This is a genomic window from Glycomyces sp. YM15 (assembly GCF_016918015.1).
Classification (GTDB): domain Bacteria; phylum Actinomycetota; class Actinomycetes; order Mycobacteriales; family Micromonosporaceae; genus Glycomyces.
The window spans coordinates 85,839-99,566 of record NZ_JAERMK010000007.1 but is presented as its reverse complement, the minus strand read 5'-3'; the positions used below and the strand labels follow the sequence as shown (position 1 = coordinate 99,566).

Below are 13,728 nucleotides of genomic sequence, written 5' to 3'. Positions count from 1 at the left end.
TCCTAGGTATCTTAGGTTAAAACCTAGGAAGGTTAGGAATCATGCCGCGAGTCGGGCTCACCCGGGACGCATTGATCGGCGCCGCAGCGGACGTCGCCGACGAGATCGGATTCGAACATCTGACACTCGCGGTGCTGGCCAAGCGGTTCGGCGTGCGGGACGCGAGCCTCTACACGCATGTGCGCGGTCTCGCCGACCTCATGGAGGGCGTGGCGCTGCTCGCCCACGACGAATGGGCGGAGGTCCTGGGGCAGGCCGTGGCCGGGCGCTCCGGCCACGAGGCCCTGACCGCCTTCGCCGACGCGTACCGGACGTTCGCGACCGGTCATCCGGGCCGGTACGCCGCCACCCGGCACCCGATCGCGCCGGAGCGGCTCGCGGCCTCCCAGGGCGTCGCCCGCATCATCGAGGCCTGCTACGCGCTGCTGCGCGGCTACGACCTGCCCGAACCGGACGCCACCGACGCGGTTCGGTTGCTGCGCAGCACCTTCCACGGTTTCAGCGACCTGGAGGCAACGGGCGGCTTCACCGCCGACCGCTCCCTGGACGCCTCGTGGCGGCGCGCGGTCGACGCGCTCCACCACACCCTGACCGAATGGTCACGGATATGAACCCGGACAGGAGCAACCCCATGCGGCAAGGCACCATCACCCGCGAAGACGCCACTGTGGACTATATGCGACGCGGCGGAGGACCGCCGCTGCTGTTCATCCCCGGCGGCTCAGGCCACGGCGGCGTCCTCGAACGACTCGCCGCCCAGCTCGCGGACGCCTACGACGTCGTCACCATGAGCAGTCGCGTCGCCTCGCCGCAGCAGCCCGGCACCGTGCTCGGCGACCAGCACCCGAAGGTCCACGCCGAGGACGCCGCCGGCCTGATCGAGTCGCTGTTCGACGAGGCGCCGATCGTGGTCGGCTTCAGCTCCGGGGCGGTCACGACACTCGAACTGCTCGCCCGCCATCCCGAACACGCGCGCTTCGCGGTGGTCCACGAACCGCCGCTCGTGCACCTGCTGCCCGAAGCCGCGCGACTGCGGGCCGAGCTGGGATCCGTGCGCGACCGGGCGCGCGCCGAGGACTTCGCCGGGGCAGGGGCGGCCCTGGCCGCCTTGATGATCGACACCAACATCAGGTTCGAGGCCCCGGCGGTGCGCCGCTTCGGCACTTGGGCCGACGACTACGCGGGCACCGCGCCCGAAGCGCCGACCCCGGAGCTGCTCGAGCTCATGGGCCGCCTGAGCGAACTGCAGCCGCTGTTCCTGGAGCACATGCTGGTCCAGTTCACCGGCTGCGAACCGGATCTGGCCGCGCTCGAAGCGCAGGCCGACCGGTTGATACCGGCCGTAGGCGTCGATTCCCGCAAGGATCTGCCGTTCCAGACGACGGCGGCCCTGGCGTCCCGGCTCGGCCTGCCGCTCACCGAACTGCCCGGCGGGCACCTCGGTTCGGTCGATCGCCCGACGCAGTTCGGTAGCGCACTCGGCTCCCTCCTTAACGAGAGCATCGGTCTCGTTCCGCCACAATAGGCTGATGGAAACCTTGACCGCCCCAGCGAAGATGAGCCGCGACATGCGCCGCAACGGGGTCACCATCTGCGCGTTCTTCGGATTCGGCTGGTTCGTCGGCGGCGCAGGAGTACTCGGCGACGGCGCCGCCTACTGGATCGGGCTCGCGCTGGCCGCGGCCCTCAGCATCGGCCTCGTCTTCGCGGTCCCCCGCGTCGCCTCGACCCGCGAGCGGCCGCGCGAGCTGCCGGTGAACTGGCAGCGGAGCTACCTCTTCTGGATCCTCTTCGAGGTCGTCCTCATCGTGGCCGCGATCCTCGTCCTCCGCGGCCTCGACTTCATCGGGTTCCTGCCGGGCACGATCGCGGCCATCGTGGGCGCGCACTTCATTCCGCTCGCCCGCGCGTTCGACGAGCCGAAGTACCGCTGGACCGGGTACGCGATGATCGTCGCCGGGATCGCGGGCATCGCGGCGGGCACCGGCGGGGTCGGACTCGCGGGCGCGGTGGCCGGTTTCGGTTCGGCCGCAGCGCTCTGGGCCACCGGCGCGGCGGTCGTCAAGCGCGGCTGAGCCCACCGCGGCGGCGGGCCGGTGCGAGGATGGACCGGAGACCAACGGCGGCTATGGAAGTCAGGAGCGGACATGGAGGTCAGCGGCGTCTTCGCGGACGCGTTCTCGCGAGTACGGGAAGACGTGCACGCGGTGCTGGACGGGCTCTCCCAGGAGAATCTGGACACTCGGCCGGGGCCGGAGGCGAATTCGATCGGGTGGCTGGTGTGGCATATCGCGCGGGTTCAGGACGACCACGTCTCGGAAGCGGCCGGGCGGGAGCAGACCTGGACCGCGGACGGCTGGCACGATCGGTTCGCGCTGCGGCTCGAACCCCGCGACATCGGATACGGGCACACCAGCGAGCAGGTGGAGCAGGTCAGCGGCGTCAAGGCGGCTGAGCTCCAGGCGTATTACGACGCGGTGCACGCGTCGACGCTCGAGTACGTCCACACCCTCACGGCCGCCGATCTCGACCGGATCGTGGACACGCGGTGGGACCCGGCGGTGACCCTCGGCGTCCGGCTGGTGAGCGTGGTCAACGACAACCAGCAGCACGCGGGACAGGCGGCGTACGTGCGCGGCCTGCTCGAATCGCGTTGAGCGTCAGACTCCGCTGAGGAGACCGGGCAGCACTCCGCCGATCGGTTCGCGGAGTACCGCGTCGGCGACCTCGTCGTAGGGGGTCGGTTCGCCGTTGAGGATCACGAGGCGGGCGCCGTGGGCCAGCGCGTAGTCGCAGAGCCCGGCGGCGGGGTAGACGCCGAGTGAGGTGCCGATCGCGATGAAGAGGTCGGCCTGGCGCGTTGCCTCCACGGCGGCGTCGAGGACGTCGCCGTCGAGCTGCTGGCCGAATGAGATGGTCGCGGACTTGAGGATGCCGCCGCAGACGAGGCAGGGCGGATCGGTCTCGCCCGCTTCGAGCCGGGGCAGGACCTCGGTCATGGGCATCCTTGCGCCGCAGTCGAGGCAGGCGGCGTCGCGGGCGGTGCCGTGGATCTCGATGACGCGGTCGGAGCCCGCGGCCTGGTGGAGGCCGTCGGTGTTCTGGGTGATGACGGCGCGCAGCCGTCCGGTGCGTTCGAACTCGGCGAGGGCCCGGTGGGCGGCGTTCGGCGTCGCGGTCCACAGGGGGCTTCGGCGCCGGGCGGCCCAGGCCTGGCGGCGCACGTCGGGGTCGGCGAGGTAGGCGTCGATCGTGAAGAGCTTCTCGGCGGCGGGGTTCTTGGTCCAGACCCCTTGGGGGCCGCGGAAGTCGGGGATGCCGGAGTCGGTGGAGACGCCGGCGCCGGTGAGGACCGTGATCGAGGAGGCCTCGCGGATTCGGCGGGCCACCTCGGCGGTGGGAGTCGTGCTCATCTCACGGAACGTACCGCAGACCGGGCGGCGCGGGCGCCCGCGGGCATGGTCTCGGGGGCGAATGCGCACGAGCGCCGTTCCATGAGCGCTTTGCGCTTGGTGTCGGGGAAGAGCGCGATCCTCCGAGACCGGGCGCAAGCCGATGCGGGAAGCGGACTGAACGACACGATTCGACACTGGACAGGGCACTCCCGACCCTGCGAGAATGGCGCGCATTCACACCCTCACGGATGGGAAGCAACCCCTATGCGCCGCAAGTCCATGACCACAAGCGTGCTCAACGTGCTGCTGCAGCCGACGATGTCGACCCGGCGCGATCCCGACAGGATATTCGACGGGATCGTCGCGAAGGGCGAGCGGTCCACGAAGGGCGACCGTGCCGCGATCGGCGAGTTCCTGGAGGGGATGCGGTACCTGACGCGCTGCTTCGCCGAGAGCCCGAAGTTGAGCCCGATGGGCTGGCAGAGCGTGCAGGGCGACCTGCGTCTGCGGATCGAGAACCGCCTGCGCGTGCAGCGTCTGGTCACCGAGCATCCCGAGATCGCCGCCGAGCCGATCGAGAGGCCGGTCTTCATCGTCGGGCTCCCCCGTACCGCGACCACCTTGGCCCACAACATCATCGCCAAGTCCGCCGACCACCGCGGCCCGGCGCTGTGGGAGTGGATGTTCACCGACATCGACCGCGGCGAGGAGGCGCGGCGCCGCCGCATCCGGCAGACCGAGCGCCTGGTCGGCACCTTCATGCGCCTCGCCCCGGCGTTCAAGGTCATCCACCCGCTGAACGCCCAGAAGCCCGACGAGTGCAACTACCTGCTGCCGCACGGCCACCAGCACCTCGCTCGGGTGCACATGCCGAAGTACTACAAGTGGATCGAGCAGCACGACGTGCTGCCCGACTACGAGTATTTGAAGCTCGCGCTGCAGGTGCTGCAGTACGGGCGGGAGCGCAAGCGGTGGATCCTCAAGTCCCCCATGCACCTCGACCACTTGTCGGAGATCCAGAAGGTCTTCCCGGACGCGACCATCGTGTGGACGCATCGGGATCCGATCACGGTGCTGGGGTCCCTGTGCTCGCTGGTGGAGTCCTCGCAGGTCATGCACGAGCGCAACCCGGACCTGCACGCCATCGGCGAGACCTGGCTCCGGCTCCAGTCGACCGCGATCGAACGCGCCCGGAAGGCGCGGGTCGACTGGCCGCGGGCCTCGTTCATCGACGTCCCGTATCCGTGGCTGGCCGCCGAACCGCACGACAAGGTGCCGCTGCTGTACGAACGCCTGGGCGCCGAGTGGACCGAAGCGGACGCCCGCACCCTCGACTCCGTCCTCGCCCGCCCCGGCATCGGCCGCCAGCACGAATACGAACTCACCCGCTACGGCCTCGACCCCCAACAGGTCGAAGAGGCCTTCGGCGACTACACGAGAATGATCGAAAAGCTCCGCCTCGACTAAGCGCCGCCTGAGTCGGCGTCCACTGGACTCCTCGCCCTCTCGACTGGGGCGGCGTACGCCTCGCCGGAGACGTGGTCCAGTTCGACGCCGCTGAGGTAGCCGTCGCAGTGAAGGGGGCGACTTCACGGATCATGTCGTCGTACGCTCCGAGGACCGTCCGCGCGGCGAGGGCGCGACGACTCGGTCCGGCAGCGGATCGCCCGCGGCGGAAGCGGTTCGGTCCCACACCATCACATCGTTCCAGGGTTCGGCATGGTCACTCGTGGACTGTAGCCGCGGCGTGGTCTTCTCAGCCATCGTGATTCCTGCGGAGGATCGGGGGGTTGAGGAGGGCGGCGTCGCCTCGCCGGTAGAGGCGGGCCGGGCGGCCCGGTTCGCCTTCGGTTGAGCGGCCGGTGGGTTCGATGAAGCCCGGGGTGGTCGTGGCCTTGCGGTGGAAGTTGCGCGGGTCGATCTTCTCGCCCCAGACCGCTTCGTAGACCTGCCGGAGCGCGGCGATGGTGAACTCGGGCGGGCAGAACGCCGTGGCCAGCGGGGTGTACTCCAGTTTGGATCGTGCGCGTTCGATGCCGTCGGCCAAGATGCGGTCGTGGTCGAAGGCGAGGCCGTGCGCTCCGATCGGCTTCCAGGCGGCCTCCGCCGCGTCCGTTCCTGCTATCGGTGTGGGCAGGTCGGGCAGGAGCGCCAAGTAGGCGACCGTGACGACGCGGCCGCGCGGGTCGCGGCCGGGGTCGCCGTAGCTGCCGAGCTGCTCCAGATGGCCGCCAGGACCCTCAAGGCCCGTCTCCTCTCCCAGCTCGCGCCGCGCCGCCGAGGTCAGGTCCTCGTCGGCGTGGACGAAGCCGCCGGGCAGCGCCCAACGGCCGAGGTGGGGTTTCAGACCCCGTTGCACGAGCAGCACGTTCAACTCGCCGTCGCGGACGGTCAGGACCACGAGGTCGACAGTGACGGCGAACACCGGATAACTCATTATCACCACCTTGACGATAACCTAGCACATGGATTATCGTCAGTGTGACGAGAAAAGGAGGCCTTCCCCATGGCCGATGTCACCAAGCTCCTCCACATGCGACACCTGCGCGGCACTCCAACGGTGTGGGTCCGGTACCAGAAGCGCGGCCGTTCCTTCCGCGAAGGCACCAGTCAGTCGTTCTGGTACCGCCCGCTGGTCGCCGTGCTCTCGGAAGTGCCCGTCGACGACCGCGAACTGCCGCTCATGTTCCACGCCCGCACCGCCGACTTCGCCGACGTCACCGTCCAGGCCACCGTCACCTATCGGATCGACGACCCGGCCCTCGCCGCCACCCGCCTCGACTTCTCCGTCGACCCGTACCGCGGCCAGGCCCGCGCCCGGCCGCTCGACCAGGTCGCGACCCTGCTCACCGAGCTCGCCCAGCAGCCCGCTATCGACCTGCTCGCCCGCCTGCCCCTCGCCGAGGCGCTCACCAGCGCCGTTCCGCAGCTTCGCGAGGACGTCGCCGCGGCGCTCGCCGCGGACACCCGGCTCGCCGACATCGGCGTCGCCGTCGTCAGCGCCCGCGTCGTCGCGGTGCGCCCCGAGCCGGAACTGGAGCGTTCACTGCAGACCCCGACTCGCGAAGCGGTGCAACGGGACGCGGACAAGGCCACCTACTCGCGGCGGGCTCAGGCCGTCGAGCAGGAGCGGGCCATCGCCGAGAACGAGCTGCAGAACAAGATCGAGCTGGCCCGGCGCGAGCAGCAGCTCGTCGAGCAGAAGGGCGCCAACGCCCAACGGCAGGCCGAACTGACGGCTTCCGCCGGACTCGCTGCGGCCCAAGGTGAAGCCGAACGGGAGCGCACGCTGGCGAGCGCCCACGCCGACAAGATCCGGGCGGTGGGCGCGGCCGAGGCCGAAGCGGAGGCCGCACGCCTCGCCGCCTACCGCGACCTGCCGCCGTCGGTGCTGCAGGGGCTGGCGCTGCGTGAACTCGCCGGCCGGCTGCCGGAAATCGGTCAGCTCACGATCACGCCGGATCTGCTGACCGGGACGCTCGCACGCCTCGCCGACGGTCAGCGATGAGCGCGACCCTCGCGCCGCGGGTGGTGGTCGTCAGCCGCCGCAGTGAGCTGGACGAGCTGCTGGTCCGGCACGGCACCCGCGCGGCGGCCGAGCACTTTCTGCGCCAGCGCGGGCGGGACTTGGACGAGGTCGCGGCCCGCCACGAGGCGCTGCAGGCAGCGCTCACCACAGTGGACGCGGCGGTCCCGGCCGATTGGCGCCGGGGCCGGGTGGACCGGGAGGACCTGCCCAGGTTCCTGTTCGGACCCGAGGACATCGTCGTCGCTGTCGGCCAGGACGGGCTCGTGGCGAACCTCGCGAAGTACCTTGCGGGGCAACCGGTGCTGGGCGTGGATCCGGAACCGGGGCGCAATCCGGGCGTGCTGATCCGGTTCCACGCCGGCGTGGTCGGTGCCGCGCTGCGGGCGGTGGCCGCGGAGACGGCCGTGATCAGTCGGCTCACCATGGTCGCGGCGCGACTCGACGACGGCCAGGTCCTGGCCGGGCTCAATGAGGTGTACGCGGGCCACGCCGCCCACCAGTCCGCGCGCTACCGGCTGGTCGGGGCTGACGGTCGGGCCGAGCGCCAGTCCTCCTCCGGGGTACTGATCGGCACTGGCACCGGGGCGACCGGCTGGACCGCCTCGATCGCGGCCGACCGGGGCTGGGGCGGGAGGCTGCCGGGACCGGAGGAGCCGTCCTTGTCCTGGTTCGTCAGGGAGGCATGGCCGTCGCCCGCGACCGGCGCGACCCTGACTGCGGGCGTGCTCAACCGGGGCGAGGCGTTGCGGCTGGTCTGCGAGAGCGAGCGGCTGGTGGTCTTCGCCGACGGCGTGGAGTCCGACCATCTCACCGTCACGTGGGGGCAGCAGCTCACGATCGGCCTGGCGGACCACCATCTGCATCTGGTCGTCCCGGCATAGCGAGGCCGCAGTGCCGCCGAGCTCTTCGGCGGCTTCGGCGGCGACGCTGACCGTGGGGCGGAAGTGCTCGGCCTCCGACTGGTCCTGCGCCTGCGGCACGTGGATGGCCCGGGAGCGCCGCTTCGGATTTGCGCGTCTGCCGGCCCGGGTCGGCGCCGAGCGGGGTCGGCGCGATCACCGGCCGGGTGGCGGACGGGCGGCGAATGCGGAATCGTTGCGGGCATGACGAACCCGATCCTTGCCGCGACGCTCGCCGACGCGCCCCGGCTCCAGGCCCGCAATTCCGCCGCGTTCTGGGCGGCGACCGGACGTTCCCGGAAGCACGAGGTGATCCGCCGCCGCGGTTTCCTCGCCGTCGTCGGCGATGAGCGCGCGGGCCTGCGCGTGCTGCTCCAGGAACCGGACCTCACCGGGGAGGAGCTGGCCGAGATCGCCGAACTGGCGCGGCGCGCTTCCGGCCCGGTCGACATGGAGGACCCGTTCAGCGTGACCGAGCTCGGACACTTGGGCATGGGTTCTTGGCAGATGCCGATCATGCTGCGCCGGCCGGGCGCGGTTGATGCTCCTTCCGTCGCGGTGCAACGGGTGCATGACGATGCGGACCTGCACGGTGCGGAGCGGGCCGTGATCGAGAGCTTCGGCCTGGGCCGCTTCGAGCCGCACCGGCCCGGCGAACTGTTCCCGGCGGCGCTCCTCGATGAGCCCGGGGTCGCGATCTTCGTCGCGCGCGTCGACGGCACGGTCGCCGGGGCGTGCGTCACGGTGGCCGCTGACGGGTTCGCGAGCCACTACTGGGTCGGCACCACCGAGGCCGCGCGCTCGCGGGGCATCGGCCGCGCCGTCATGCTCGGCTCGCTCGCCCCCCTCGCGCAGGTCCCGGTCACGCTCACAGCCTCGAAACTCGGTGTGCCCCTGTACGAGAAGCTGGGGTTCGTCGCCGCGACGCCGGCGACCTGGTGGTCATCGAGCCGGGCCTGAGCCGGCTCAGCGCGAACGGCGTGCTGGTCGGCCTTTTCCGGCCCCGCAAGGGCGGTCTTGTCAGCTGATCTCGTCCTGATCGCCTCGCACGCGGCCGGACTCGTACGCCCACATCGCGGCCTCGACCCGGTTGCGGACGCCGAGCTTGGCGAGGACGCCCGCGATGTGGGTCTTGACCGTGCCGAGGGAGAGGAAGAGCCGCTCGCCGATCTCGGTGTTCGTCAATCCCGAGGCCAGGAGCGCGAGTACGTCCTCCTCGCGGGCGGTGAGCGGCGACGACGGCTGCCGGACCCGCCTGGTCGGGCGCGAGAACTCGCCGATGAGCCGCAGCGTCACCTGCGGCGCGATGAGCGCATCGCCGTTCGCGGCCGCGCGCACCGCCTCGCCGATGAGGTGCGGACCGGCTTCCTTCAGCAGGAAGCCCTTGGCGCCGGCGCGGAGTGCGCCGTGCACGTACTCGTCGAGGTCGAACGTCGTGATGACCACGACCGCGATCGGGTCGGCGATCCGGTCGCCCGCGAGCAGCGCGGTCACCTCGATGCCGTTGAGGCCCGGCATCCGGATGTCCACAAGGGCCACGTCGGGTCGGACGCGCTGCGCCAGGCGGACCGCCGCTACGCCGTCGGCCGCCTCGCCGACGACTTCGATGTCAGGTTGCGAGTCGAGCAGCAAGCGCAGCCCAGTGCGCACCGGCTCCTGGTCGTCGGCCACGATGACGCGGATCATCGGCCGTCTCCCAACGGCAGTGCGGCGCGCAGGGTCCAGCCGCCGCAGGGATCGGGCCCGGCGCTCACGTCGCCGCCGAGCAGCGCCGCACGTTCCGCCATGCCCTGCAGTCCGTGGCCGCCGTTCGCGGCCGGGCGCACGGGCGCGCCGTCGTCGCTGACGACGATGCGCGCGGCGTCCTTCGCCACGGTTACCGCGACGTCGATGCGGGAGGCGTCGCGGGCGTGGCGGCGCGCGTTGGTGACGCCTTCCTGGGCGATCCGGAACAGCGTCGAGGCGAGGACGACCGGGAGCTCCTCGGGCACCGCGATCTGCACGGTCACCGCGGGAGGACCCGGATCGGCGAGGCGCGCGAGTTCGGGCAGACCCGCGGTCGGGGCGTAGTCGGCGGGCGCGCGGAGCGTCCGCACCAGCGAGCGCATCTCCCCCAGCACCGCCTGCGCCTCGCGTTCGATCACGTCGAGCGACTCGGCCACCCGCTCCACGTCCGCGCTCGCCACTTGCGCGCGGATCACGATCGCCGAGACATGATGCGCCACAGTGTCATGGAGGTCGCGGGCCAGGGCCTCCCGCTCACGCGCCCGCACCGAGTCGAGCAGCCGCGCCCGCGCCTCCAGGCGCTCGCGCCGCAGCGCCCCGATCAGGCAGGCCCCGCCCATGAACGCGACCCCGGCCGCGATGTCCGCGACCGGATCCGAGCCGAGCGAACTCGAGCACACCAGGCCGACCGCGATGACGGCCCCGCCGATGAGACGGTCCCGGCCTGAGCCCCAACGGAACAGGGCATACGGCACCGTGAGGAACACGAAGGTGGCGATCAGCGCGTTCGGCTCGATCCCCGCGAGGGCGTGCGCCGACGCGAACGCCGTGGTCGTGCCCGTCAAGACCACCGCGCTCATCAGCGGCCGCGTCCGACGCCACAGCAGCACCGGCAGGATCGCGATCGTCACGACCACCGTCACGGCACGCCATTCGAGGTCGGGCCGCAGCGCGCCTTCCAAGACGCACATCGCGGCGATCGCGGTGGCGAGCAACGCGTCCCGCGTCCGCGGCCCGTCGCCGCCCGCGGCGCGGGGCCTCGACCACGCGCCGCCCATCGTCCGCCGCAAGGCGCTCAGGTCGATCACGCGGCCATCGTCGCAGGCCGACGCGAGGCCGCGCGTCTGCGGGCGATGATCAACTCGGCGACCAGGGCGTTGATGATCCAGCCGGCGTCCATCTGGAGCAGCCGCGCGAGCTCGCTCGGCTCGCCGAAGAGGAGCAGCGGCGGACCCGAGGTGAGGACCTGCGTTCCCGCGCCCATCGCCAGCGCGTAGGCGCGCATCATCCACGACCCGTGGGCGAAGTGGTCGCGCCTGCGGACGGCGGCCACGCCGAGGAGGATGCAGGCGAGCATGGCCGCGCCGATGACGTAGCGGGAGAAGGCGACGGCGCGGTCGTCGATGGCGGGCGTGTCGTAGAACGCGGTCATCCAGAGTCCGGTCCCGGCGACGACGAGCCCGGCGGGGACCAGGAGGTAGCGGCCGGCGGAGCGGTGCCAGCCGTTGCGGCGGCGCCGCAGGCGCGGCAGGAACTGGAACGCGCCCACCGTCGAGTAGACGAGCGCGCCGGTGATGTGCAGCAGCACCGGCAGCGGCATCTGCATGAAGCGGGCATTGGCTGCGGTTTCGGTTGCGCCTGAGGCGATCTCGCCGATCCGGAAGGCTCCGGCGATGGAGGGCACGAGGGCGAGCAGCAGGAGTCCGGCGGCGATCGGCCATTCGCGGCGAGGGCGGTCCGGTCGGAGGAGGTCGTGAGGAGTGTCCATGCCTCAATCGTGTGCGCGGCGGCGCCCGCTCCGCTTCAGCCATGTGGCCGAATGCGATCGGGAGCGTGTCGGCATTGATGCTTTTGGACCTGGTTCTTCCCTTGCGGCCGGTCAGCGGCCCCTGGTCCCGTATCCCGCGAGGAAGAGGTCCACGGCGTCCTCGACCGGGGCGGCGTTGTCGTGAAACTGGCCGTGATCGGTGCGCTCGTGGGCCTGCTCGCCTGAACTGCGCCGGTCGAAGGAGGAACCGTGTTTGCAGGACCGCTCGACATCCGGTTCAACGCCACTCTCGGCCAGGTCCGGCCCGGAGACGCCTGGACCTGCGTCCAGCTGCCCGATTCGGCCGCGGTGTTCGGCACCCGCGGCCTGGTGAAGGCGGAGGGCACCGTCGACGGCGTCCCGTTCCGGGGCGCGTTCATGGCGCTGGGCGACGGCGACACGGTCGACGTGCACCTCACGCAGCGCCGCGACTGACCGGGCGTCCGATGCGGGTCATCCGCCGGGGACGAGGTTCGTTCTCCCCTGCCACGAACCGTGTTCGGACAGCGGCCGGAAGCGCAGGGTGGTGAACTCGCGGTGGAAGTCCCGCCGGTCGCGTTCCGCCATCGCGGCGCTGTGGCGCTGCGCCGCATCGCCTTCGCCGCGGCCGAAGACCATGCCCGTCATCGCGCGGGAGCTCGTCCAGACCGAGAACGTCGAGACCGTGCGGACCGGCCGCATCGCCGCGAGCGCCAGCGTCGTCTCGGGGTGGTCCCGGACCTGGCGTTCGACCGGCCTGCCCCAGCGGATGAATCGCGGCAGTTCCGGCAGCCGCACCCGGGCGAGCGTCACCGCGACCACGGGCTCGGTGGGATCCGTACGTCCGGTTTCGGTGGGGAGGTGCTCGAGTTCCCGGACCGTGCCCCATCGGCGCAGGAATTCCAGTCGCACATGCCATCCGGCCCCGAGCGAGCGACCGAACCGGTGCTGGGTGAGGAACGCGTCGAGTGCCGCCTCGTCGTCCCACTCGGCGAACACCGCGAGCCGCCGCAGCTGCATCCGGCGCGGGGACAGCACCGGTGCGCCCAGTTCCATCCCGGCGAGGACCTCGATGTGCCGCAGCCCCGGTGCCGATGGCGGACGCAGCAGTGCGCCGACGGCTCGGTGCACCGGCACCGCTGCGAGGTGGAAGGAGTGAACACTCATATTGCGATGCAACCCTATCGGTGTGAACGGGGCGAGCGGCCCGGCCATGCGGACCCGCGGCCTCAGGCCGATGCGCGCCAGAGCATTTTGGATCGGACGGTGCGGTGGATCGGGTCGATGCGGGCGAAATCGGCCTGCTCGATGCGCTCCACGATGTCGAGCGTGTTCGATGCGAGCCCGTGCCTGTCGAGGGAGATCGTGGTGAGCGGCGGGTCGACCGCTTCGCCGAGCGCCAGGCCGTCGATGCCGACGATGCGGACCCGCCCGGGAACGTCGACGCCGACCGCGTGCGCGCTCTGGACCGCGCCGAGGGCCATCAGGTCGTTGAACATGAGCACCGCGTCGGTCTCGGGGTGCATCCGCAGCAGTTCGGCGAAGGCCCTGCCGCCGCCCGAGATGGTCTCCTCGCCGACGACGACACCCGTCAACTGATCCCCGACGGCGCGCTCGAACCACTGGCGCTTGGACGAAGGCTCGTACGCGCCGCGGGTCCGCACCGAGTATCCCGAGTCGACCATGCCGAAACGGCGCGCCCCGCGCAGGCGCAGCGCTTCGACCGCCTCGATGATCCCGGACTCGATGTCGACCTCGACGGTGTGCACCCCCGGCAGGTCGCTCGACCATTCGAGGCAGACGACCGGCAGTCCTCGCGTCGCTTCGAGGAGATCGGCATGGGAGAGGCTGAAGTGGCCCGCCACGACATCGACCTGAGTCGACAAGAGCGCCAAGGCCTCGCGTTCTCCGCCTTCGGAAGCGGCCACCATCAGCTGCCAGCCGCGCGCCGACGCCTCCGAGAGCATGTCGGCGGCGATGTCGGTGAAGTACGGGTTGCGGAACGAGGCCACCAGGAGGCCCATCGCGTGGGTCTTCTGCCGGGTCACCAGGTTGCGCGCGAAACGGCTCGGGCGGTACCCGAGCCTGTCGGCGGCGTCGAGGACCTTGCGGCGCGTCCCCTCGCTGATCTCCGCCATGTCGTTCATCGCCCGTGTCACCGTCTGCCGGGAGACCCCGGCCTCGGCCGCGACATCGAGGATCGTCACCCGTTTGGCCACGTCGCCGTCCTTCCATCGTCCTCGCCCATGCTATTGGCCTCGTCGCGCGGTCCTCCGGCCGTATCGCATGAGCGCGCGGGCGAGGGCCGCGATCGCCCGGCGATCGCGGCCCCCCCCCCCCCCCCCCCGCAGTGTGCCCCCCGGGGGGCGCCCCCCCCGCCCGGGGGGCCCCCAT

At 71.4% G+C, this 13,728-nt stretch carries 16 protein-coding genes; 9 read left to right on the top strand and 7 right to left on the bottom strand.

From position 1 onward, the window contains the following. The first annotated feature begins 41 nt into the window (after positions 1–41). From JHY01_RS09980 to JHY01_RS09965, 4 genes are all read left to right on the top strand, one after another. Complete coding sequence (locus JHY01_RS09980) at positions 42–611, top strand: TetR/AcrR family transcriptional regulator (protein ID WP_205325485.1); 570 nt, start codon at positions 42–44, stop codon at positions 609–611. A gap of 20 nt (positions 612–631) precedes the next feature. Next, positions 632–1,525 carry an alpha/beta fold hydrolase gene (locus JHY01_RS09975; protein WP_205325484.1) on the top strand — a complete coding sequence of 298 codons (894 nt, stop codon included), beginning with the start codon at positions 632–634 and terminating at the stop codon, positions 1,523–1,525. 4 nt (positions 1,526–1,529) lie between these two features. After that, complete coding sequence (locus tag JHY01_RS09970; RefSeq protein WP_205325483.1) at positions 1,530–2,075, top strand: hypothetical protein; 546 nt, start codon at positions 1,530–1,532, stop codon at positions 2,073–2,075. Between the two features lie 72 nt (positions 2,076–2,147). Continuing rightward, positions 2,148–2,657: a DinB family protein gene (locus tag JHY01_RS09965; RefSeq protein ID WP_205325482.1), complete on the top strand. Its 510-nt coding sequence runs from the start codon at positions 2,148–2,150 to the stop codon at positions 2,655–2,657. A gap of 3 nt (positions 2,658–2,660) precedes the next feature. Here JHY01_RS09965 and JHY01_RS09960 read toward each other — a convergent pair whose 3' ends face one another. After that, positions 2,661–3,413, bottom strand: a complete 753-nt coding sequence (locus JHY01_RS09960; protein ID WP_205325481.1) for an NAD-dependent deacylase — start codon at positions 3,411–3,413, stop codon at positions 2,661–2,663. A gap of 261 nt (positions 3,414–3,674) precedes the next feature. Between JHY01_RS09960 and JHY01_RS09955 the strand changes: the two genes are divergently transcribed. Next, positions 3,675–4,862 carry a sulfotransferase gene (locus JHY01_RS09955; protein WP_205325480.1) on the top strand — a complete coding sequence of 396 codons (1,188 nt, stop codon included), beginning with the start codon at positions 3,675–3,677 and terminating at the stop codon, positions 4,860–4,862. Positions 4,863–5,151: 289 nt separating this feature from the next. Here the strand turns inward: JHY01_RS09955 and JHY01_RS09950 are convergent, their stop codons facing one another. Beyond that, positions 5,152–5,832, bottom strand: coding sequence for an NUDIX domain-containing protein (locus JHY01_RS09950; protein WP_205325479.1), 681 nt, complete (start codon positions 5,830–5,832; stop codon positions 5,152–5,154). Between the two features lie 69 nt (positions 5,833–5,901). Here JHY01_RS09950 and JHY01_RS09945 point away from each other — a divergent pair, with 69 nt between their 5' ends. The 3 genes from JHY01_RS09945 (at position 5,902) to JHY01_RS09935 (ending at position 8,783) form a co-directional block, all read left to right on the top strand. Beyond that, positions 5,902–6,903, top strand: a complete 1,002-nt coding sequence (locus tag JHY01_RS09945; protein ID WP_205325478.1) for an SPFH domain-containing protein — start codon at positions 5,902–5,904, stop codon at positions 6,901–6,903. After that, entirely contained in the window at positions 6,900–7,805 is a 906-nt protein-coding gene (locus tag JHY01_RS09940; RefSeq protein ID WP_205325477.1) for a hypothetical protein, read from the top strand. Before JHY01_RS09945 ends, JHY01_RS09940 begins: the two co-directional genes overlap by 4 nt. A 222-nt stretch (positions 7,806–8,027) precedes the next feature. Next, positions 8,028–8,783, top strand: a complete 756-nt coding sequence (locus JHY01_RS09935; RefSeq protein ID WP_205325476.1) for a GNAT family N-acetyltransferase — start codon at positions 8,028–8,030, stop codon at positions 8,781–8,783. 60 nt (positions 8,784–8,843) lie between these two features. On the opposite strand, the gene JHY01_RS09930 is transcribed toward JHY01_RS09935, so the two are convergent. Genes JHY01_RS09930 through JHY01_RS09920 form a run of 3 tightly spaced genes read right to left on the bottom strand, consistent with a single transcriptional unit; the run spans position 8,844 to position 11,316 of the window. Further along, positions 8,844–9,509 carry a response regulator transcription factor gene (locus JHY01_RS09930; RefSeq protein ID WP_205325475.1) on the bottom strand — a complete coding sequence of 222 codons (666 nt, stop codon included), beginning with the start codon at positions 9,507–9,509 and terminating at the stop codon, positions 8,844–8,846. Further along, positions 9,506–10,636 (bottom strand): histidine kinase, encoded by a 1,131-nt coding sequence (locus JHY01_RS09925; protein WP_205325474.1) that lies wholly within the window; start codon positions 10,634–10,636, stop codon positions 9,506–9,508. The genes JHY01_RS09930 and JHY01_RS09925 overlap by 4 nt, the downstream gene beginning before the upstream one ends. Next, complete coding sequence (locus tag JHY01_RS09920; protein ID WP_205325473.1) at positions 10,633–11,316, bottom strand: DUF2306 domain-containing protein; 684 nt, start codon at positions 11,314–11,316, stop codon at positions 10,633–10,635. Before JHY01_RS09920 ends, JHY01_RS09925 begins: the two co-directional genes overlap by 4 nt. A gap of 249 nt (positions 11,317–11,565) precedes the next feature. Between JHY01_RS09920 and JHY01_RS26565 the strand changes: the two genes are divergently transcribed. After that, positions 11,566–11,790 carry a DUF1905 domain-containing protein gene (locus JHY01_RS26565; RefSeq protein ID WP_205325472.1) on the top strand — a complete coding sequence of 75 codons (225 nt, stop codon included), beginning with the start codon at positions 11,566–11,568 and terminating at the stop codon, positions 11,788–11,790. An 18-nt stretch (positions 11,791–11,808) separates the two neighbouring features. On the opposite strand, the gene JHY01_RS09910 is transcribed toward JHY01_RS26565, so the two are convergent. Continuing rightward, positions 11,809–12,501, bottom strand: a complete 693-nt coding sequence (locus JHY01_RS09910) for a hypothetical protein (protein WP_205325471.1) — start codon at positions 12,499–12,501, stop codon at positions 11,809–11,811. Between the two features lie 62 nt (positions 12,502–12,563). Further along, positions 12,564–13,553 carry a LacI family DNA-binding transcriptional regulator gene (locus JHY01_RS09905; RefSeq protein WP_205325470.1) on the bottom strand — a complete coding sequence of 330 codons (990 nt, stop codon included), beginning with the start codon at positions 13,551–13,553 and terminating at the stop codon, positions 12,564–12,566. Positions 13,554–13,728 lie beyond the last annotated feature (175 nt).